This window comes from Francisella frigiditurris, from assembly GCF_001880225.1.
Lineage (GTDB): Bacteria > Pseudomonadota > Gammaproteobacteria > Francisellales > Francisellaceae > Francisella > Francisella frigiditurris.
Genome location: NZ_CP009654.1, coordinates 78,445 through 97,931, shown reverse-complemented (window position 1 = coordinate 97,931; position 19,487 = coordinate 78,445). Strand labels below are relative to the sequence as shown.

The window sequence follows — 19,487 nt, the reverse complement described above, 5'->3', positions numbered from 1 at the left end:
TGCTGTATATTTAATTGTTTCATCTTTTAAGAAATATTATTATCTTGGATTTAGAAACTTTTTAATTAAACATCTTTGATATACTTCTTTATTATTTTTTTTAGTTATTCTACTTTCTGTTGTTTGTATGACATATATGATATACAAGCTTTTGACTGGGCAAGACCAATATCCAAAGCCAACGTTTAAGCAGAGTGTAATGCTAGCTTTTACAGGTGTTGCTGCATTTGTTGCAGATACTATTGGAGTTGGAAGTTTTGCTATAAATATAGCTCTAGGTAAGACTTTAAAGTTAGTTAAAGATGCTGAGATTCCTGGGTTTTTGAGTGGGGCTCAAGTAATGCCAGGAGCTATAGAGGCAGTCTTCTTTTTAGAGGTATTACATGTTGATGTTCTTACATTAGTTGTTTTAGTTTTAGGGGCAACTATAGGAGGATTTATCGGTGGAATTTTTGCTTCTAAAATAAGTACAGCAGCTATTAGGCTAATAATGATATTCGCTTTTGTTATTATGATGTTTTTGCTTATAGGTAAGTTGCTTAATATTCTTCCTATAGGAGGAACTTTAATGAAATTAACTGGATATAAGCTTGTATTGGGCTTTGTTGGCATGATTTTCGCAGGCTTTTTGGTTTGTTTTGGTGTAAGGTTTTTTTGCATTAGTTCAGGTTATACTTCTGTTATTAGGGATGTCTCCATTTGTTGCATTTCCTATTATGACAACTGCAGGTGCGGTACAACAGCCTATAACAACATTTGTTTTTGCTATAAATAATACAATTCCATTAAGGAAAGTCTTAATAGTAGGTGTATTTGGTATAATAGGTGTTTTTATTGGTTTTCATATTATTACGGCATTATCGATAGAGCAGCTTCAGTGGCTATTAATTTTTGTAATAGGGTATAACATTGTTAATTTATCTAGATCTTATTTTAAGGATAAGAAATAGACATGCTCGCTTTGAGTATTGAGAATCTATTAGCTTAAAATTTGCTTTATTGCTGCTATAATATTTATTTAGTGAGATTTTAATTTTTTCAAATAAAGGGCTACTAAATGGCAGTTATCAAGACAGAAGACTTAATAAATAGTGTTGCTGATGCGCTTCAATATATTTCTTATTATCATCCAAAAGATTTTGTAGATGCAATGTATGAAGCATATCAACGTGAGGAGTCAAAGCCTGCTAAAGATGCGATAGCTCAAATTCTTATTAATTCAAGAATGTCTGCTATTGGTAAAAGACCAATTTGTCAAGATACTGGTATGGTTTGTGCTTTTGTTAAGGTTGGTATGGATGCTAAGCTTGATAAAACTGATAGAACTATAACAGAGCTTGTAAATGAGGGTGTGAAAAAGGGGTATGCAGACGAGCATAATCCTTTAAGAGCATCTATGGTTTTTCCTCCACATGGGGCAAGAAAAAATACTAAAGATAATACGCCGGCAATTGTGCATATTGACCTTGTCCATGGCGATAAAATTGAGATAGATATTGCTGCAAAAGGTGGTGGATCTGAGTTTAAGTCAAAATTTAAGGTATTGAACCCTAGTGATAGCATAATCGATTGGGTAGAAGAAATGTTGCCACAAATGGGTGCTGGTTGGTGTCCTCCAGGCATTATCGGTATTGGTATTGGTGGTACGGCTGAAAAAGCGATGTTGCTCGCCAAAGAATCTCTTGGTGAAGAGATAAATATGCAGGATATTATCAAAAATGGTCCACAAAATGAGACAGAACAGCTTCGTTTAGATATTTATAATCGAGTGAATGCTTTAGGAATTGGAGCTCAAGGACTTGGTGGTTTGACAACTGTTCTTGATGTAAAAATTAATGAGTATCCAACTCATGCAGCGTGTAAGCCTGTAGCACTTATTCCTAACTGTGCTGCTACGCGTCATGTGCACTTTGTACTTGATGGTTCTGGTGCAGTAGATTTACCTGCTCCTAAACTAGAAGATTGGCCAGTGATTGAACAAGGTCAAAATGATGATGTTAAGAAAATAAACCTTGATACGGTAACTAAAGAAGAAATCCAAGCTTTAAGATCTGGTGATAATATTTTGTTAAGCGGTAAGATTTTAACAGGTCGTGATGCTGCCCATAAGCGTTTAAAAGATATGTATGATGCTGGTGAGAAGTTTCCAGTAGATTTAAGAAATAAGTTTATTTACTATGTTGGCCCTGTAGATCCTGTAGGTGATGAGGTTGTAGGTCCTGCTGGTCCAACTACGGCGACTCGTATGGATAAGTTCACACCATTTATGTTAGAGAATGTTGGCATAATGGGAATGATTGGTAAATCTGAACGTGGTCAGGCTACTATCGACTCTATTAGGAAAAATAAAGCAGTATACTTTATGGGTGTTGGTGGTGCAGCATATCTAATTTCTAAGTCTATCAAGAAAGCTAAAGTGGTTGCTTTTGAAGATCTTGGGATGGAAGCAATTTATGAGTTTGAGGTTGAAGATATGCCAGTAACTGTTGCTGTTGATTCTTTAGGAGTGTCAGCACATCAGCAAGGCCCTAAAGAATGGAAGGCTAGAATAGCTAAAATAAAAAAGGTGTAAATTATGCAAGAATTAGTATTTTCTTTTATGCAGATATTTTTTGTGGTTTTAGCAGTATCTGTAGTCGCTATAGTTTCTGTAGTTGTAATGAAAACTATGAAACAAAAAAATGATATGGATGAGTCTTCTAAAAACTCATCTGAAAATAAAGTGTCATCTAAAGAATAGGATTTAAGATCTTATAGTTTAAGTAGTAGTTTCAACCTGATTTTTTCTAAAAAAGCTAGACTCTTTTTATGGCATGGTAGCAATTCTATACTTTAAGTTGTGAAATTTTATATAATCTATTTAGGTATTATCTTATTTAAATAAGAAAGTATGATGCATAAAGATAAAATATTTGAATTTATAAAAAAAGTTCAGGCGATTTCTCATACTGGTGTGACATATTCTCAGTGCCCATATGCTTTAGATAATTACCATGAGTTGTTGGAATTAAGTAGCAAAATGTTACATGAGTATATTAAGTCAGAAGTTCAGCCATATAATATATATAAAGACACATATTACCCAACCCCTCAGCCAGGTGTAAGGGTGCTTATAATAAAAGATAATAAAATATTAATGGCTGAAGATATAGATACTCCAAATGAGTGGACCCTTCCTGGTGGGTGGTGTGATATAGATACATCGCCAGTTGAAGCATCTATAAAAGAAGTAAAAGAAGAAACAGGATTTGATATAAGGGTAACTAAGCTACTAGCATTGATGGATCGAAATAAATATACACAAAGTGAAATCTATAATGTTTATAGTATTGTTTTTCTTGCGGAAATAACTGGTGGAAAAAATGATCCTAATTTTGAAGTGAATAAAGTAGATTTTTTTGATTTAGATAGCTTACCAAAGCTTTCTCATAAATTAACAAAATCAGAATTAGATATTATTCTAGAAGCGTATAAAGCAGATCAAGTATATTTTGAATGATTAGAAACTCTCTACGGTTTACATTCTTTTCCTAGATAGATAAGATTAAGGGCTTAAGTTTATAAACAAGTATTTATTATGATTATATTAGGTGTGCAAATCACGATAGTATTGAAGTTTTTAGTAACGTTACTGGCTATAATTAATCCATTTTCTTGCGCAGGTATATATTTAGATACTGTGAAGAAGTCTGATAATAAAGAAAGAGCAAAGATTGTTATTAGTATGGTATTTGCTGTTTTTATTGTTCTCTCTATAATGGTATGGTTAGGAAGTCCAATACTTAATGCATTTGGGATTAATGAAAGTGCATTTAGAGCGGGAGGTGGAATAATAGTTCTATTTTTTGGCTTAAGAATTGTTGGTGTTATATCATCTAATAATGGTTCTGAGAATAATAAGAAAACTGCTAAGGAGTTAGCTATAGTCCCGCTGGCAATTCCCTTAATTGCTGGACCAGGGACAATAGCTACTGTTATATCAGAATCTCATAAGTATTTTTTATCCCCTGAGGCAAAGTTAGTAGCGACCTTCTGTATATTTGTGCTGGTATTCATATTATGGATGTTCTTTACATTTTTACCTAAAATATCTTCTTTCTTAGGAGAGAATCTGATGGATGTGCTTTCTAAGATTATGGGGCTTGTGTTAGTGGCTATTGCTACAGAAATGGTTTTTGATGGTATTAAAGGTTTCTTTTTTAGTTCATAAATAGGAGAAGTGAAATGATAAAAGTATTTGGAATTAATAATTGTACAAGTGTGAGAAATGCCCTCAAATTTTTTCAAGAAAAAGGAAAAAAAGTGGATTATATAAACCTAAGAGAAAATAGGCCAACTTGGCAAGAAATGAAAGAGATCAAGGATAAAGCTGGTTTTGAAACTATAGATTTATTTAATTCTAACGGTAAGCTTTTTACGAAAATGGGATTAAAAGAAAAGTTTACTAGCCTATCTGAAGAAGAGGCTTTCAAGTTGTTAGTTACTGACGCCTTATTGTTCAAAAGACCATTAGTTGTAGATGGTAATTACGTTAGAACTGGTTGGAATAAGAAAGAATATGAAGCTCGTTGGAGCTAAGAATAGAATTAAGCGTTTACTTCAGCTTTAGCTTTAGCTATTTCTGAATCTAGACTGGCTGCTTTTGAAAGATTTTGTTCAGCTTCTGCATCTAGTACATTTGCATGATCTTTTTCATATTGAGACTTAGAACTATCTTCTTTTACTTGCTTGTCAAGATTGCTTGCATCTGTTTTTAAGTTATCGGACTCTAGTTTTTCATCTTTAGCTTTTTGATTAAGATCATTTTGCTGTTGCTCTAAGTTTGCTAAAGTTTGTTCTTTTTTATTTGGTCCACAAGACGCTAGTAATAAAGTACATGTTCCCGCTACTAATAAAGTCATTAATGTTTTTTTGAAAGTCATTTTGATCTCCTTATTTTATATACTCTAATACATAGCTTGAAATATATAAATTTCAAAGCTATATAGACATTATGAGGGAGAAAAACTTATTAGTAAATATTTTAAACGAATTAGCTAGTTAAAATAAATTAACAGCATGTAAGAACATTATTAAACAAAAGAAGGTTATTATGTTTGCAGTTAAGTTTAGTTCTTTTCTATTACAAAATAATGAGATTATAAACCATATCAAGATTCCGCAAGCAATACCATTAGAGATCGATGATGATAATGTCATTAATAAAATTGTAAAAAAAGCAGGCGTGGCTTGCACGAAATCTTTCCATTCAATATCTACAATTTGTTGCATCATTAATATACCAATAAGTACTAATGCTGGAGATATTACTTCTAATGGTATTGAGCTAATAAGAGGGGATAAAAATAAAAATGGTAAAAATAAAATTCCTGCAAAAACTGCGGTAAGACCAGTTTTGCCTCCTTGAGCGATCCCTACACCAGATTCTACTACAACTGTTGAGGGGCTTGTACCAATAAAGCCTGAAATTGTTGCTCCAGCAGCATCGACGATAAAAGTTTTTTTGAGCTCTTTATCTGTATGATTGTGAGGTTTTCCCATGCTGCCATATAGGCTAGCTATTGTACCTGTTCCATCAAATAAACTTAAAAAGCAGAATGTAAATATTGTAGGCAAGATTGCAAATTTCATTCCATTTATAAAATCAATTTGTCCAATTAAAGAAAAATCTGGCATCGAAACAAAACTATTTGGGATTGTTATTATTTTTTCTCCAGATATTTGCTGGAGAGGATAGCAAATAATATATCCAATAATTATGACCAAAATTATTGGGGCTGGTATTTTTTTTATGAAAAGTATAAGCAAGCTAATTAGGCAAATAAGAAATAAACCATGTTTAGTAGTTAGCGTTGCAAAGGATAATATTCCATTGTCAGTATTTATGATGCCACTATTTAACAATCCTATATATGCAATGAATAAGCCTATGCCTGCACCTAAAGAACTTTTGATAGATTTTGGCAGGTTTATCATAATTCTTGCTCTAATGTTTAGTAGCACTAATAAACTGAATATTATTCCTGACCAAAAAGTTGCACCTAAAACAGTTTGCCATGGTAAGTGGTATACATTAACTGCAGTATATGAAAAAAATATATTCATTCCCATGCCAGGGGCTATCACAAAGGGATTTTTTGTATAGAAGCCCATAGCTATACTAGCAATAGCAGATATTAAAATGGTACTTGTGACCAGAGCATTGCTTGGCATTCCAGTAGCAGAGAGTATTTTTGGATTAACTATGATGATGTATGAAATAGCTAAAAACGATGCTAATCCTGCTAGAAACTCTTTTTTTATAGAGCTGTTATTTTGTGAAAGCTTAAAGAAGTTATCTATAAAATTCATAAAAAATGAAGTTAAGAAAGTTTTACTTTAAAATATTATAATCAATGGCGTTGGTAGTAAAGAAACAAATGAGGTTTAAGCTTATTATTTTTGTTCATGGATTTATAGTAGAAATGATATACAGTTGATTATAAAGCTAATACTCTAATATATCCTCCAGGAACAGACTTTATTAAAGATTCCATTTCAAGGTCAAAAAGTATTTCATTTACTTGTTGAAACTCAAAGCTTGTCGAGTTGATTATCTGATCTATGGTAGTTAACTCTATAGAAATTGAATTTAAAATAAGAATCTCATTTTTAGACAAATTAGTAATATTGTTTGATTTGATTATTTCTTTACTATTTTGAGGATTAATATTTAGCTCACTTAAAATATCCTCAATACAGGTTACAGTTATCGCACCTTGTTTAATAAGATTGTTACAGCCTACACTAGCTTTGCTAAAAATGTTCCCAGGCACGGTGAAGACTTCTTTGTTTTGCTCTAGAGCATATTTAGCTGTTATTAAAGAGCCACTATTTTCTGTTGCTTCAATTATTAGTACTCCTGAGGATAGCCCACTTATTATTCTGTTTCTTTGAGGAAAATTATATCTTTGTGGTGTTGTGCCAAAAGCAAATTCTGAAACTATAAGTCCTGAAGCAACTATTTGATTTGCTAGTTTTTTATTAGCAGTTGGGTATATCACATCTATACCAGTTCCAAGAATTGCAATGGTTTTCCCATTATTTTCTAATGTATATTTATGTGCTAATGTATCAATACCGTATGCTAGTCCACTAGTTATTGTAAATCCATTACTCACTAGCTCTGATACTAGCTTTTTGGTGCAGTTATCACCATATATAGTATTATCACGAGATCCCACAATTGAGATCTGAACCTCTTTAAGTAATGAGATATCTCCCGAGCAATATAGTACTATTGGGGATGTATGAATTTCTTTTAAGTTATCAGGGTAATAATCATCGTCAAAAAAATGGATTATTTTATTAATAGGGTTTGTTAACCATTTTTCTACTTTAACTAAATAATTTAAATACGTTTTGTTTTCTAGAAAGTCTATAGTTTCTTTCCGTAACTTAAGCATTGATGTAAAATTGTTGGGTTTTGAAATTATTTCTGTTAAGTCAATTTTATTGATAATAGCTTGTTCAAAAGTTTTATTTCCAAAATAAGGAGTTATCGAGAGAATAACACAGGATTCGGCTAGTTTATCCATGGCTTTAGATTCTTGTAGTTGCCATAGCTTCGCCACTTATCTCCTGTAAAGAGTTTATTATCAGAATAATCGAGTAGTGATCTGAAAGTCTATATATGAATCCATATCCAAGGTATTTTGGAGGAATAGGGTATCCATCAGCTCTAGTTTCAGGCATGTATAAGAACATTTCAGCACCAGGAACTAAACCATCAGCCTTACCTTTATTAATTATGATGTTGTTAAAACTAGAAGATAGAGTGGTTGTATTTTGGACATCTTCCATTACATTTGCAGTAATTTTTTTATTCATTGTGAAACTCTGTTCTGGGAGTTCAGGAGTTATCATTTTAGTAGGTATTGCATAGTCGCCTATTTTAACTTCTTGGTTGGTGTTTAATATAGTTAGAGCAGTTATGTTTTTGTAAACATAATTATATTTGGCTTCGCCTAATTTAAAGACTTTCATGTCATTATTGAATTCAGATATTGGTTGGGGTTTAGATGCAATAGTGAAAATTTGACCATCATCTGCATAGAATGGCTGATTTACGAAAATAGTAAAATGAGATGTAAGAACTTGTCTTTTTTCTCTACTATCATATATTTGAGCAACATATTCAGAACTCTGTTTATCCATTAAATAAACGTTAGAGAAAAATCTTTTGTAATGGTCTATATTTACATGTTTAAAATGCTTTCTTAAATAATCTAGCTGTTGTACTAGCTGGCTTTTTATGGTTATTTCAACTCTTTGATTAACACTACGATTTGCTTGAGTGTCATTTGTGACAACAGGATCTTGATATCCCATGACCTCAACTTTTATATTGTCAGGGCTTAGACCTTTCTGAACTAGATAAGTTTTTACGCTACTGGCCCTAGCTTGGGATAATTCTATGTTTTGTTTAGTAATTAGATGATCGCTATCTTTAAGTAGAGCAGATTCTGTTTTAGAGGCATAACCTTTTATCGTAAATGGTTGTTCTTTTGTAAGTCTTAAAAAAGCATATAATTCATCTAAAGTCTTTTTGGCGTTGTCTCTCAAAGCAAAGCTGTATGATGCAAATTTTATATTTACTTGAATATTTCTTGTTTCATCATCTATACACATGAAAGAAGAGTCTGAGTTTAAAAGTTGTTGTGAACAAACCTCTAGTGTTGGAAAACTAAGCTTTTCATCTTTTTTATCATCGGCGCAACTTGTTAAAAATAGTATAAATGGAACAACTAGAGCAAGCCTTAATTTGGTTATTTTAATGATCTTCATAAAGTAATTCTTTTTTAAACTTTAAAAAATTATTTAGTTACATTCTACTATAAAAAAAATAAGGATAAATTTTTTTGTTACCAATCTAAAATATTATTTAGATTATATTATGAGCCCTGATTAGGTGACTATATTTTATAAATATGATATTTTAAGGGCAAAATCTTTATTTTATTTTAAGTTGTGATGAGAGTTTCTAAAGACAGTTTTGTTAAAATGCATTTTAAGTTTAGGCTAAAAGATGGTTCCATAGCAGAAGATACTGAAAGTTATGGTAAAGCATTCGTTTTTCAGATGGGTCAAGGCTGTTTTACTGATAAGGTTGAATCAGAATTGCTGGATAGTAATATTGGAGATAAAAAAAGAATTGTCTTAATGCCAGAAGAAGCATTTGGAGAGAAGCATCCAGCAAGTATTTATTCAGTACCTAAAAAAAGATTTCCTCCAAATATGGAATTAGAAGAAGGTTTAATAGTTTCTTTTAGTCAAAAAGATGGCACGAAGCTTCCTGGTATTATAACTGAGTTAGATGAATATGATGTTACTGTAGATTTTAATCATCCACTATCTGGGCAAATAATAGTTTTTGAAGCGAAAATTTTAGAGATAGCTAATAAAGAGGAGGATCTAGATGAAAATCTTATTGGCTAATCCTAGAGGGTTTTGTGCAGGAGTCAGCAGGGCTGTCGAAACTGTAGAAAAAGTTCTAGAAGTTGAGAAACATCCTGTATATGTTCGTCATGAAGTTGTTCATAATAGAGTCGTTGTTGATTCATTGAAACAAAAAGGCGTCATTTTTGTTAAAGAGATAGATGAAGTTCCTAATGATGCTGTTTGTGTTTTTAGTGCGCACGGGGTTTCTCTAGCTGTTGAGGAGGAAGCTGCTAAAAGGAATCTAGTCTTGTATGATGCAACTTGCCCTTTAGTTACTAAAGTTCATAGGGGCGTTAGATTAGCTAGTAATAATGATGCGGAATGCATTTTGATAGGTCATAAAGGGCATCCTGAAGTTCAGGGAACTATGGGGCAATATCGTAGTAAAGTTGGAGCAATTTATTTAGTAGAAAATGAAGAGGATATTAAAAAATTAAATGTTAAAAATCCTCAAAACCTATATTATGCCACACAGACAACACTTTCTGTTGATGAAACAAAAAGTATTATAGAAGCTTTGCAAGAAAAATATCCTCAGATTCAAGGACCTAAAAAAGAAGATATATGTTATGCAACTCAAAATAGGCAAACTGCAATAAAAGCTATGCTTAATCATATTGATATGTTGATTGTAGTGGGTTCAAAAAATAGTTCAAACTCTAATAGGTTGTGTGAATTAGCTAGCTTAAATAAAATTGATTCATATTTGATTGATGATGTAAATGCTATCAAAGCTGAATGGTTTAAAGATAAAGCAACATGTGGCGTTAGTGCAGGTGCCTCTGCTCCAGAATATTTAGTTAAAGAGGTGGTTTCCAAAATATCAGATATTTGTGGTACAGATGTTTTTATTGAAGATTTTGAAGGTATTAAAGAAGAAATATATTTCCCTTTACCAAGATTATTAAAGCAAAAATTGGAAAAGTAATATGCAGAGATCAATACGTGGCGCCATAACCATAGAAAAAGACACCAGAGATAATGTAATAAATGCAACAAAAGAACTATTAAAAAAAGTTATTGAAGTTAATGCAGTTGATATCGAAAGTATAGTTAATATAATTTTTACAACAACTCCAGACATAAAATCAGAATTTCCACCTGTTGCGGCAAGAGAGATGGGTTTTAATGATGTTCCTTTATTAACTTGTCAAGAAATAGACTGTGAAAAAGGGTTAAAGCTTTGTATAAGGATGATGTTGACATATAATACAAATAAGAAACAAAAAGATATTAGGCACATTTATTTAAAGGGTGCTGAAAAACTTAGACCTGATTTAAGTAATTTTTAAGGAGTATACGACATGTTTTTTTTAGATAAAGTCGATATGAAAAAATCTAAATATGTATTACCTAGTTTATTTACTAGTGCAAGCTTGTTATTTGCATTTTTGGCAATTGTATCAGCATTTCATGGAATGTTTATTTCTTGTGCTGGCTACATGCTACTTTCTGGTTTTGCAGATGCATTTGATGGAAGAGTCGCTAGACTAACCCATACTCAAACTGCTTTTGGAGCTGCATTTGATAGTTTGGCAGATGTCGTATCTTTTGGAGCAACCCCGGCTTTAGTAATGTATTTCTGGGCTCTTAAAGATTTAGGAAATTTAGGGGCAGCTATAGCTTTCTTATATCTACTTGCAGTTGCAGTAAGGTTAGCTAAGTTTGATACTCAGCTTCATGTTACTGACTTAACAGAAGATATGGTGATTGAAAGGAAGCTATATTTCTATGGAATGCCTTGTCCTGCTGGAGCAGTTACAATTTCAGGTCTTATTTGGATGGGTGAAAGAACATTTATAGGTAATTATGAAATTTTAACAGTTAGTTTATCTATATTTACATGTTTATACTTAGCCTTTCTTATGGTTAGTGATATTAAGTTTAGAAGCTTTAAAGACAGTGATGGAAAAGGACATATTAGTAAATTATATATAATTTGTTTTATATTAATAATTTTGATGCTGTTCACAATGCCTGAGAAATTATTATATTTATTGATGATTGGATATGCTTTATCTGGACCAGTCTCTACATATAATCATTATAAAGCTAATAAAAATAGTGATTTAAATGGGCCAAGTATCGTTGATGATAAAGAAATAATAGATGCTGAAAAGTAAATTTATTCTCTTATTGTAAAAAAGGAGTTATCACTAGGATTTCCTTGTTCTGCTTCTATTTGTGCGGCAACTCCACCAGGCTGAGTTAGCCATCCTGATTCATTTGAATACATATCTTTATGTTTTGTAGGTTCGCTATACCCTATTGTATCATCACGTGTGTCGGAGCATTTGTATTCTAGAAAACTATTTTGTTCATCAGTGCAGTCTTCAGAATGGCTAACCTGAAAAGAAAGAATTCCTAAACCAATAGCCAAGATAGTTGTTAAAAGAGCATTTTTCATTTTAATTTCCAAATTGTAAGAATTAATTTCATGATAAGCCAACTTTAAATTATTTCCAATAAATTTCATTAAAAATTAATATTCTAAGGCAACTCCTCCAGGAGCTGTTAATGGTCCAATTTCAGCGGAGCTTGAATACATTCCTTCATCACCAGAATACATATATCTAGCATACGTATTGTTAAAGCATGTATTTCCCTGATTAACTGGATAATTAAAGTTATATGCAGAATAAGGTTGAGTTGCGCATGATGAGAGGGTAGTTATGTATAAAAGCACTATGAAAAAATTTTTCATTAAACAAAAATTGGTATAAAAGTTAATGTCTATATTAAGTTAATTTATATCTATTTCCAATAACTCTAACTTTAAAGTGTTTAAAACGTTTATAATTTAGAACACTCATGTATAATATTTAGCGATAACATTTTGTTAAGTAATTAAAAATTTTTTAGGGTAATTTATGGGTGATAATTCTTTATCTTTATGGGGTCTTATATTAAACGCTAACTTTGTTGTTCAGCTTATAATGTTGCTTTTAGTAGCTATGTCTATATATTCTTGGGCAATTATGTTGGAGCTTAATAAGAGATTAAAGAAATACAGATTAGAAGAGTCTAGATTTGATAAGCTTTTCTGGGCAGGGCATCATATTCAAAAACTTTATGACTACTATTTACAGCATAAAGATAATATTTTTGGTAAATCTATAATATTTTGCTCTGCATTAAGAGAATTTAATGGGTTAAAAGAGACGGGTGTCCTTAAGGGTGAAATCATACTAGAAGGTATGGAGAGGACAGTTAATATCGCTATTACTCAAGAAACTAAAGAGCTTGAGAAGAAATTACCTACTTTAGGAACTATAGGTGCTATTGCCCCTTATATTGGTCTTGTAGGAACTGTTTGGGGGATTATGTCTTCTTTTAATACTCTTGGTGGGGTTGAGCAGGCGACTATATCTGTAGTAGCACCTCATATTGCAGAAGCTCTTATAGCAACAGCTTTAGGCTTATTCGTTGCGATTCCTGCAGTTATAGGACATAGTAAATTCTCTAATCAAATAGATGATGTAGTTACTGGATATGAATCTTTTCAAGACGATTTATGTATATTGCTTTTGAAAGAAGCTCATAAAGATGTCGCTAGAGAACAAAACTTTCAATAAGAGACTCTAACATGAAAAAAAATAATAGAAGAGGTGTTAGAAAAAAGAAACCAATGGTTGAAATCAATGTAGTACCATACATTGACGTTATGTTGGTACTTTTGGTAATTTTTATGATTACAACTCCTATATTGACTCAAGGTGTTAAAGTTGATTTACCAAAAGCGACATCTGAAAAAATACCTTCTAATGATAGTAAGCCAATAGTTATTACTGTAAATAAACAAGGCGAATATTTTGCTAATCAAGGTATAAATGATACTAAGGCTGTATTATCTGCAAATGATTTAAAGAAAGTTGTTGTTGATTTAGAAAAGCAATATCCAAATAAGCCTGTATATGTAAGAGGTGATGCTAGTGCAACTTACGGACAGGTGGTTAGTGCAATGGCTTTAATACAGCAGGCTGGAGTAGAAAAGGTGGGATTGGTTACTGAAGATGATAAATCCTAAGCTTAAGCACATTATTGACTCTTTACAAAAGATAATAAATGAAAAGCCATTTATAGCTAAGTCAGTATTTATACATATAGGTATAGTAGTTGCTTTAGTTATTTTATCTAATTTAAGTGCATTAAGATTTTCTTCTGATTTAAAAATTGAAGCAGAAGTTCAAAAAAATAAACCTAAAAATATGCAAATTATCCAAGCAACCTCTATAAGTAGTTCAGAGCTTGATAAACAGATAAAAGCATATGATGATCATCAACAAGAATTAAAGGATGCTCGAGAAAAGCTAATAAAGGCTAAAGAAGAAGCAAGAAAAAAAGCTATAGCGAAAGCTAAACAGAAAGCAGAAGCTGAACGTAAGGCTAAAGAAGAAGCACAGCGTAAGGTTGAAGAAGAGAAAAAAGCTAAGGAAGAAGCTGAGCGTAAAGCTAAACAAGAAGCACAACGTAAAGTTGAAGAAGAGAAAAAAGCTAAGGAAGAAGTTGAGCGTAAGGCTAAAGAAGAAGCTATAAAGAAAGCTAGAGAAGAAGCAGAGGCAAAAGCTAGAAAAGAGGTTGAACAAAATCAAGCACAAAGGGCTATCTCAAGCTATATATCAGAGTATCAAGATAGAGTTGGTAGTAACTGGATTAAAGATGATTGTCGAGGGATTTATGATCTTCCTAGAGCGATCATAAGAAATGGTAAGTTTATGAGGTTAACTGGTTCGAGTGGTAATTATAGATGTGATAAATCATTGATAGATGCTATTCAGAATACCACACCTCCAGTAGTCACAAATAGTATAGCTAAGCAGACTTTAGAAAGAGAAAATGTGAGTTTTATATTTAAACAAAGTTAATGGATTGAAATATGATAAGAAAAATTCTTGGTATTTTTACAATATTTATATTTTTATCAACAAGCTCTTATGCTGATTTAACAGCAGAGGTTACTAGTGGTGTTATACAAAAGCCATTAGTCACAGTTGTAAGTAATAATATAGTAGATGATTTCTCTCAAGGTGTTAATTCTGTAATTACTGCAGATTTAAATAACAATGGCGCAATGGAAGCTAATGATGATATTAAATACGAAATAAAGTCTAGTCATGATGTTCCTTGGAAAGATATAAACTCGGATTATGTTGTTTTAACTAATTATAAAAAGAATTCATCTGATAATTTTAGTGTTGAAGTAATTATCTTAAAAAGAAATGATACCAGTTATATTAGATCAGTATCTTATAACGGTATAAGCACTTCGTTAGAAAGAGTTTTAGCTCATAAGATAGCAAATTATGCTTATAAAGCTATTACTGGAGATGAAGGGTTTTTCTTGACAAAGTTAGCTTATGTGAAAGTTACAAATCCATATTCTAGATATGGAAGAGTATATGAGTTAGTTGTTTCTGACTATGATGGTAATAATAAACATACTATATTAAGACAAACAGATAATCCTATTGCGACACCTTCTTGGTCTCATGATGGTAAGTTTATAATTTATTCTAGTTATGTTGGTGGTAGTATGGGAATTTATACTATAGAGCTGGCTACTGGTAAGGTAAGAGAAATAGCTAAGTTTAAAGGTATAAACAGTGCTCCATCATTCTCACCTGATGATAAGTCGATTGTTTTAGCTTTATCAAAAGGTTATTCAGAGCAAACTAATATCTATGTTATGAATTTAGCAAATAAAGATTTAAAGCAGCTTACTATAAATGGTATAAACACTGCTCCACAATTTTCTCCTAATGGAAGTACTGTTGTATTTACTTCTGATAGAGGAGGTAAGCCTAATATTTATATGGCTGCAGTTAACTCTAAGTATCCACAATCATCTTTAGTTACAACTAGAACTTATCAAGCTTTTGATCCTAACTATACTCCTGATGCTAAGAATTTAGTATTTATGTATCAAAAAGGTAGGGGTGAAGGGACACAAATAGCTAAATTAAATTTAGCAAATAACAGCATTGATGTTTTAACTAAGGGTAAAGCAGATGCTTCGCCAACAGTTTCTCCTTATGGTGATATGGCTGCATATATTTCTACCAACTCTAGAGGATATACTTCTCTAAGTATGGTATCATTAGATGGTGAAAAACAATTTTCTGTTGATAGCTCAAATGATGCGAAAACATTATTACAGTCACCTTCATGGTCACCAAAGAATTTTTAAAGGACTTTTAAAATGAATAAACTAACTAGATATTTTCCTTTGAGTGTTTTAATATTTTATTTAAGTGGCTGTGCTTGGTATCAGGGACCTGAGCCTATGCCAAAACTTAATTCGGATGGTTCTGCATTGTCAGACTTTTATAGTGGCCCTCAATTACCTGAGGAAACTGCTAATAATAGCGGAGATTTTGAAGTTAAAGGTTTTAATAATCAAGGATAGGAGTTAAATTATAATGAAAAAGAAATTATTGAGCTTGGCTTTAGTTGGGTCAGCAGCTTTAATATTAGCAAGCTGCTCTAGCAATAGACCTGATAATAGTGATTTAATAAAAGATAAATATGCTGGCGTAGATAGTTCTCAAGCTTTAGAGTTATCTAGTCAAATCTATGGTTCAGAAAATCTAAGCTCTGATCAGATAGAGGAAATGAAAAATCAGTTAATGAATATTAATTGTAGATCAGTTTATTTCGGTTTTGATAGTTATGATATTACAGATGAAGCTAAGCAATGTTTGGATCAAACAGCTGACTATTTAATCGCTCACCCAGATCAACCTATCAAGTTATCAGGTAATACAGATCCAAGAGGAAGTGAGAAGTATAACTTTAACCTTGGGCAGAAGAGAGCAGATGCTGTTTATAAATATTTGTTAGATAGACAAGTTAAAGCTGATCAAATGTGTGTAGTAAGTTTTGGTAAACTTAAACCTGCTGCTGATCCAACTCAATATTATGATGAGTTTTGTGCAGATGGTGTAAATGATGCATGTACTTTCAAGGCTTCTGAAAAAGCATTCTATTTAGATAGAAGAACTGATTTAGACTTTGGGTCTAAGTGTAATTAATTCTTTTCTACTCTTTTTTCATTTTTTCTTATAAAATAGTCTTTAAATTTTTTCGATTACTTTAAAAAAATATGATAAGTATCCCTAAAATAGGCTTTGTAAGCCTTGGCTGTCCTAAGAATTTAGTTGATTCTGAACGTATAATTACCAAATTAAAAGCGGAAGGCTATGAGCTTTCAGATAGCTATCAAAATGCTGATATGGTTATAGTTAATACTTGTGGATTTCTTAATTCTGCTATAGATGAATCTTTGGAAGTTATTGGTGAAGCTATTGCTGAAAATGGTAAAGTGCTTGTAACAGGCTGTCTTGGTAATAAAGCTGATTTAATAAAAGAAAAACATCCTGAAGTGCTAAGTATCACAGGCCCTCAGGATTATGAAAATTTAATAGAAGCTGTGCATACTCATGCCCCAATATTTGCAAGTGATTTTGTTTCTTTAGTTCCACCTCAAGGGATTAAGCTTACTCCGAGACATTACTCTTATATGAAAATATCTGAAGGCTGTAATAATACTTGTACATTCTGTATTATTCCTGATATTCGTGGTAAGTTGAAAAGTCGCGCTATAGATAACATAATGAAAGAAGCTGAGAAACTAAAAAATGCTGGAGTTAAAGAGCTTTTAGTAATATCTCAAGATACTTCGGCTTATGGTGTTGATATTAAGTATAAGTCTGGAATTTGGAGAGATAAAGAGTATCAAAGTAATATCTTAGATCTATCTACAGCTTTGGGTGAGTTAGATATGTGGACAAGGTTACACTATGTATATCCATATCCACATGTTGATAAAATAGTACCTTTGATGGCTCAAGGGAAAATACTTCCTTATTTGGATGTACCATTACAACATTCGTCTCCAGAGGTTTTAAAAAGAATGAAAAGACCTGCTCATACACAGAAGACATTAGATAGAATAAATAAGTGGCGTGATATTTGTCCAGATATAACAATTCGTAGCACATTTATAGTAGGTTTTCCTGGAGAAACAGAGGAGGATTTTGAGCATCTTTTAAATTTTGCTGAGAAAGCTCAATTAGATAGAGTAGGTTGTTTTAAGTATTCAGAAGTTGAGGGGGCAAAAGCAAATAGCTTTGATAATCTGATTTCTGAGGAGATAAAACAGCAAAGGCTTGATGAGTTTATGGGATTACAAGCTCAAATAAGTGCTGATAAATTACAAAGATTTGTTGGTACAGAGCAGCAGGTGATTATTGACTCTATTAATTCTGATGAAAATTATGCTATAGGGCGTACAAAATATGATGCTCCTGAGGTTGATGGGCAAGTAATTATAGGTGATGCTAAGGAACGTGATTTGGAAGTTGGAGAGTTTGCCAAAGTTGAGATTACTGAGTCAACGGAGTATGATTTAATAGCAGATTAAATTAAAAAAGGGAAATAGTGATTTTTTTATTAGGTGCTTTGATAGGATTTATTTCTAGTTTCTCCTCAGCTTTGTTAGGAGGAGGATCAGCATTGATCAGTATCCCTGCATTCTATTATATAATTGTTAATGCTTATAATACAAAAGCTCATGCGATGCATATAGCTATAACAACGGTATGTGCTGTATCAATGGTTTTAGGGTTGATAGCTTTTTACAAGCACTATAAAGTAAAACATATTACTTTTAACGAAATAAAAAGTTATCTAATATATATAGCTTTGGGAGCTTTTGTAGGAGCTATTATTGTAAAATGTTTAGACACTGCTAGTTTAAAAAATATGTTTGCTATAATATTGTTTATCAGTGCATCTTGGATGTTGTTTCAGAAAGATAGGAAAGCTTTTAAGTCTCGAAAAGTTATTGAAAATGGACTCGCTGGGGTTTGTGGTTTTTTAAGTGTAGTTGTTGGGGCAACTACTTTCGTAACAATGTTTTTTATAAAGATTGGAATGGAGATAAAAAGAGCAATAGCTGCTACTAGCTTTTGTATCTTTTTGAAATCAATGATAGCGATGATAGTGCTTTCATATGGAGCACATACAGACGTGATAGATACTGTAGGTTACTTAAATATTCCTTTATTAGTCTCAGCAGTTCCTTTTACAGTGTTTGGGAGCTTGTTAGCAGTTAGATATTTAGATGTTATTTCACCTAGAATATTAAAAGAATTGTTGATTTTGTTAATGTATACATCATCATTTGCAATGATGATTTAGGATAAGTTTATGTTAATTATATTAGGTGGCTTAGTAGGGTTTGTTGCAGGTTTTGTATCAACTCTTTTAGGCGGTGGAGCTGGACTTATAGCAACACCTGCTTTTTATTATTTGATCGTTCATGTATATGGCGTAAGTCATGCAATGCAGATAGCTTTAGCAACTTGTTGTGGTATGTCTATATTTCTTAGTGTAGTAGCTAGTTATAAACATATTCGCAGAGGTACTGTTAGCTTAAAAGAATTTAAGAGCTATTTGATAGCGTTAGCAATAGGAGCGGTTGTTGGTGCGATTATAATTAAACATATTGATGCTGTGCTTTTAAAACATATATTTGCAGTAATACTTTTTTTAAGTGGAATTTGGATGGTAATGCATAATGAAAGCAAAGTTATAAAACCGCCTAAAAGTGTACAATATGTTATATCTAGTATATGTGGTTTATTAAGTGTGCTTGCTAGCTCAACTACTTTTGCCACTATGTTTTTTATAAAAGTTGGTATAGAAATTAAGAAAGCGATATCAACAGCGAGTATTTGTGTATTTATAAATTCAGTCATAGCAACTATTGTACTGGTCTACGGAATAAATATAGATGTACCAAATACTTATGGCTATATAAGTATTCCATTATTACTTTCTTCAGCGCCATTAACAATAATAGGTAGTTTATTAGCTGTGAAATATCTTAATATAATTTCTCCTATGTTATTAAGAACTTTGTTTATAGGAATAATGTTCTTATCATCAATAGTTATGATGTTATAGACTTTTAAAAAAATAGCTTTTTAGTTATACTTATAAGC

The 19,487-nt window shown here is 31.9% G+C and carries 25 protein-coding genes; 19 read left to right on the top strand and 6 right to left on the bottom strand.

What is annotated here, in order from left to right:
- Window positions 1-127: 127 nt before the first annotated feature.
- The 6 genes from KX01_RS00545 (at window position 128) to KX01_RS00525 (ending at window position 4,578) form a co-directional block, all read left to right on the top strand.
- Window positions 128-775, top strand: a complete 648-nt coding sequence (locus KX01_RS00545) for a hypothetical protein (protein ID WP_156860349.1) — start codon at window positions 128-130, stop codon at window positions 773-775.
- Window positions 776-1,057: 282 nt separating this feature from the next.
- The gene (locus KX01_RS00540) at window positions 1,058-2,572 is read left to right on the top strand and encodes a fumarate hydratase (RefSeq protein ID WP_071663140.1); all 1,515 of its coding nucleotides are present in this window, start codon (window positions 1,058-1,060) and stop codon (window positions 2,570-2,572) included.
- Between the two features lie 3 nt (window positions 2,573-2,575).
- Window positions 2,576-2,740, top strand: a complete 165-nt coding sequence (locus tag KX01_RS09335; protein WP_156860348.1) for a hypothetical protein — start codon at window positions 2,576-2,578, stop codon at window positions 2,738-2,740.
- Window positions 2,741-2,893: 153 nt separating this feature from the next.
- Window positions 2,894-3,499, top strand: coding sequence for an NUDIX hydrolase N-terminal domain-containing protein (locus KX01_RS00535; protein ID WP_071663139.1), 606 nt, complete (start codon window positions 2,894-2,896; stop codon window positions 3,497-3,499).
- 78 nt (window positions 3,500-3,577) lie between these two features.
- The gene (locus KX01_RS00530) at window positions 3,578-4,210 is read left to right on the top strand and encodes a MarC family protein (protein ID WP_232223337.1); all 633 of its coding nucleotides are present in this window, start codon (window positions 3,578-3,580) and stop codon (window positions 4,208-4,210) included.
- A 14-nt stretch (window positions 4,211-4,224) separates the two neighbouring features.
- On the top strand, window positions 4,225-4,578 hold the full coding sequence (locus KX01_RS00525; protein WP_071663138.1) for an arsenate reductase family protein: 354 nt from the start codon (window positions 4,225-4,227) through the stop codon (window positions 4,576-4,578).
- A gap of 8 nt (window positions 4,579-4,586) precedes the next feature.
- On the opposite strand, the gene KX01_RS00520 is transcribed toward KX01_RS00525, so the two are convergent.
- From KX01_RS00520 to KX01_RS00505, 4 genes are all read right to left on the bottom strand, one after another.
- On the bottom strand, window positions 4,587-4,922 hold the full coding sequence (locus KX01_RS00520) for a hypothetical protein (protein WP_071663137.1): 336 nt from the start codon (window positions 4,920-4,922) through the stop codon (window positions 4,587-4,589).
- A 118-nt stretch (window positions 4,923-5,040) separates the two neighbouring features.
- Complete coding sequence (locus KX01_RS00515) at window positions 5,041-6,351, bottom strand: NCS2 family permease (RefSeq protein ID WP_071663136.1); 1,311 nt, start codon at window positions 6,349-6,351, stop codon at window positions 5,041-5,043.
- Window positions 6,352-6,479: 128 nt separating this feature from the next.
- Window positions 6,480-7,613: a DNA-processing protein DprA gene (gene dprA, locus KX01_RS00510; RefSeq protein ID WP_232223336.1), complete on the bottom strand. Its 1,134-nt coding sequence runs from the start codon at window positions 7,611-7,613 to the stop codon at window positions 6,480-6,482.
- Window positions 7,582-8,826, bottom strand: coding sequence for an OmpA family protein (locus KX01_RS00505; protein ID WP_071663134.1), 1,245 nt, complete (start codon window positions 8,824-8,826; stop codon window positions 7,582-7,584). The genes dprA and KX01_RS00505 overlap by 32 nt, the downstream gene beginning before the upstream one ends.
- Before the next feature lie 186 nt (window positions 8,827-9,012).
- Between KX01_RS00505 and fkpB the strand changes: the two genes are divergently transcribed.
- The 4 genes from fkpB to KX01_RS00485 are packed head-to-tail and all read left to right on the top strand — an operon-like array spanning window position 9,013 to window position 11,603.
- Window positions 9,013-9,477: an FKBP-type peptidyl-prolyl cis-trans isomerase gene (gene fkpB, locus KX01_RS00500; protein ID WP_071663133.1), complete on the top strand. Its 465-nt coding sequence runs from the start codon at window positions 9,013-9,015 to the stop codon at window positions 9,475-9,477.
- The gene (gene ispH, locus KX01_RS00495) at window positions 9,458-10,408 is read left to right on the top strand and encodes a 4-hydroxy-3-methylbut-2-enyl diphosphate reductase (protein WP_071663132.1); all 951 of its coding nucleotides are present in this window, start codon (window positions 9,458-9,460) and stop codon (window positions 10,406-10,408) included. Before fkpB ends, ispH begins: the two co-directional genes overlap by 20 nt.
- 1 nt (window position 10,409) lies before the next feature.
- Complete coding sequence (gene aroH, locus KX01_RS00490; protein ID WP_071663131.1) at window positions 10,410-10,772, top strand: chorismate mutase; 363 nt, start codon at window positions 10,410-10,412, stop codon at window positions 10,770-10,772.
- A gap of 12 nt (window positions 10,773-10,784) precedes the next feature.
- Window positions 10,785-11,603 carry a CDP-alcohol phosphatidyltransferase family protein gene (locus tag KX01_RS00485; protein WP_071663130.1) on the top strand — a complete coding sequence of 273 codons (819 nt, stop codon included), beginning with the start codon at window positions 10,785-10,787 and terminating at the stop codon, window positions 11,601-11,603.
- A 2-nt stretch (window positions 11,604-11,605) separates the two neighbouring features.
- Here KX01_RS00485 and KX01_RS00480 read toward each other — a convergent pair whose 3' ends face one another.
- Together KX01_RS00480 and KX01_RS00475 are read right to left on the bottom strand one after the other, a co-directional pair.
- Window positions 11,606-11,887: a hypothetical protein gene (locus KX01_RS00480; RefSeq protein ID WP_156860347.1), complete on the bottom strand. Its 282-nt coding sequence runs from the start codon at window positions 11,885-11,887 to the stop codon at window positions 11,606-11,608.
- Window positions 11,888-11,962: 75 nt separating this feature from the next.
- A complete protein-coding gene (locus tag KX01_RS00475; protein WP_071663128.1) occupies window positions 11,963-12,184 on the bottom strand; it encodes a hypothetical protein in 222 nt (73 codons plus the stop codon).
- Between the two features lie 166 nt (window positions 12,185-12,350).
- On the opposite strand from KX01_RS00475, the gene tolQ reads away from it, so the two are divergent.
- The 9 genes from tolQ (at window position 12,351) to KX01_RS00430 (ending at window position 19,449) form a co-directional block, all read left to right on the top strand.
- Window positions 12,351-13,055 carry a protein TolQ gene (tolQ, locus tag KX01_RS00470; protein ID WP_071663127.1) on the top strand — a complete coding sequence of 235 codons (705 nt, stop codon included), beginning with the start codon at window positions 12,351-12,353 and terminating at the stop codon, window positions 13,053-13,055.
- An 11-nt stretch (window positions 13,056-13,066) separates the two neighbouring features.
- A complete protein-coding gene (tolR, locus tag KX01_RS00465; RefSeq protein WP_071663126.1) occupies window positions 13,067-13,507 on the top strand; it encodes a protein TolR in 441 nt (146 codons plus the stop codon).
- Window positions 13,494-14,345: a cell envelope integrity protein TolA gene (locus tag KX01_RS00460; protein ID WP_071663125.1), complete on the top strand. Its 852-nt coding sequence runs from the start codon at window positions 13,494-13,496 to the stop codon at window positions 14,343-14,345. The genes tolR and KX01_RS00460 overlap by 14 nt, the downstream gene beginning before the upstream one ends.
- A 14-nt stretch (window positions 14,346-14,359) precedes the next feature.
- Window positions 14,360-15,667 (top strand): PD40 domain-containing protein, encoded by a 1,308-nt coding sequence (locus KX01_RS00455; RefSeq protein WP_198021105.1) that lies wholly within the window; start codon window positions 14,360-14,362, stop codon window positions 15,665-15,667.
- A 12-nt stretch (window positions 15,668-15,679) separates the two neighbouring features.
- Window positions 15,680-15,886, top strand: a complete 207-nt coding sequence (locus tag KX01_RS00450; protein WP_071663123.1) for a hypothetical protein — start codon at window positions 15,680-15,682, stop codon at window positions 15,884-15,886.
- A gap of 10 nt (window positions 15,887-15,896) precedes the next feature.
- Window positions 15,897-16,511, top strand: a complete 615-nt coding sequence (locus tag KX01_RS00445) for an OmpA family protein (RefSeq protein ID WP_071663122.1) — start codon at window positions 15,897-15,899, stop codon at window positions 16,509-16,511.
- A gap of 71 nt (window positions 16,512-16,582) precedes the next feature.
- Window positions 16,583-17,902: a 30S ribosomal protein S12 methylthiotransferase RimO gene (gene rimO, locus KX01_RS00440; RefSeq protein WP_071663121.1), complete on the top strand. Its 1,320-nt coding sequence runs from the start codon at window positions 16,583-16,585 to the stop codon at window positions 17,900-17,902.
- A 17-nt stretch (window positions 17,903-17,919) separates the two neighbouring features.
- Complete coding sequence (locus KX01_RS00435) at window positions 17,920-18,681, top strand: sulfite exporter TauE/SafE family protein (protein WP_071663120.1); 762 nt, start codon at window positions 17,920-17,922, stop codon at window positions 18,679-18,681.
- A 9-nt stretch (window positions 18,682-18,690) separates the two neighbouring features.
- Window positions 18,691-19,449, top strand: a complete 759-nt coding sequence (locus KX01_RS00430) for a sulfite exporter TauE/SafE family protein (RefSeq protein WP_071663119.1) — start codon at window positions 18,691-18,693, stop codon at window positions 19,447-19,449.
- Window positions 19,450-19,487 lie beyond the last annotated feature (38 nt).

Bases quoted from the DNA above. Each gene is read 5' to 3' on its own strand.
- ispH (WP_071663132.1), top strand. From the start codon at position 9,458: ATGAAAATCTTATTGGCTAATCCTAGAGGGTTTTGTGCAGGAGTCAGC.
- aroH (WP_071663131.1), top strand. From the start codon at position 10,410: ATGCAGAGATCAATACGTGGCGCCATAACCATAGAAAAAGACACCAGA.
- KX01_RS00535 (WP_071663139.1), top strand. From the start codon at position 2,894: ATGCATAAAGATAAAATATTTGAATTTATAAAAAAAGTTCAGGCGATT.
- tolQ (WP_071663127.1), top strand. From the start codon at position 12,351: ATGGGTGATAATTCTTTATCTTTATGGGGTCTTATATTAAACGCTAAC.
- KX01_RS00545 (WP_156860349.1), top strand. From the start codon at position 128: ATGACATATATGATATACAAGCTTTTGACTGGGCAAGACCAATATCCA.
- KX01_RS00525 (WP_071663138.1), top strand. From the start codon at position 4,225: ATGATAAAAGTATTTGGAATTAATAATTGTACAAGTGTGAGAAATGCC.
- tolR (WP_071663126.1), top strand. From the start codon at position 13,067: ATGAAAAAAAATAATAGAAGAGGTGTTAGAAAAAAGAAACCAATGGTT.
- KX01_RS00505 (WP_071663134.1), bottom strand. From the start codon at position 8,826: ATGAAGATCATTAAAATAACCAAATTAAGGCTTGCTCTAGTTGTTCCA.
- KX01_RS00540 (WP_071663140.1), top strand. From the start codon at position 1,058: ATGGCAGTTATCAAGACAGAAGACTTAATAAATAGTGTTGCTGATGCG.
- KX01_RS00475 (WP_071663128.1), bottom strand. From the start codon at position 12,184: ATGAAAAATTTTTTCATAGTGCTTTTATACATAACTACCCTCTCATCA.
- rimO (WP_071663121.1), top strand. From the start codon at position 16,583: ATGATAAGTATCCCTAAAATAGGCTTTGTAAGCCTTGGCTGTCCTAAG.
- KX01_RS00450 (WP_071663123.1), top strand. From the start codon at position 15,680: ATGAATAAACTAACTAGATATTTTCCTTTGAGTGTTTTAATATTTTAT.
- KX01_RS00430 (WP_071663119.1), top strand. From the start codon at position 18,691: ATGTTAATTATATTAGGTGGCTTAGTAGGGTTTGTTGCAGGTTTTGTA.
- KX01_RS09335 (WP_156860348.1), top strand. From the start codon at position 2,576: ATGCAAGAATTAGTATTTTCTTTTATGCAGATATTTTTTGTGGTTTTA.
- KX01_RS00485 (WP_071663130.1), top strand. From the start codon at position 10,785: ATGTTTTTTTTAGATAAAGTCGATATGAAAAAATCTAAATATGTATTA.
- KX01_RS00480 (WP_156860347.1), bottom strand. From the start codon at position 11,887: ATGAAAAATGCTCTTTTAACAACTATCTTGGCTATTGGTTTAGGAATT.
- KX01_RS00530 (WP_232223337.1), top strand. From the start codon at position 3,578: ATGATTATATTAGGTGTGCAAATCACGATAGTATTGAAGTTTTTAGTA.
- KX01_RS00515 (WP_071663136.1), bottom strand. From the start codon at position 6,351: ATGAATTTTATAGATAACTTCTTTAAGCTTTCACAAAATAACAGCTCT.
- fkpB (WP_071663133.1), top strand. From the start codon at position 9,013: ATGAGAGTTTCTAAAGACAGTTTTGTTAAAATGCATTTTAAGTTTAGG.
- KX01_RS00520 (WP_071663137.1), bottom strand. From the start codon at position 4,922: ATGACTTTCAAAAAAACATTAATGACTTTATTAGTAGCGGGAACATGT.
- KX01_RS00460 (WP_071663125.1), top strand. From the start codon at position 13,494: ATGATAAATCCTAAGCTTAAGCACATTATTGACTCTTTACAAAAGATA.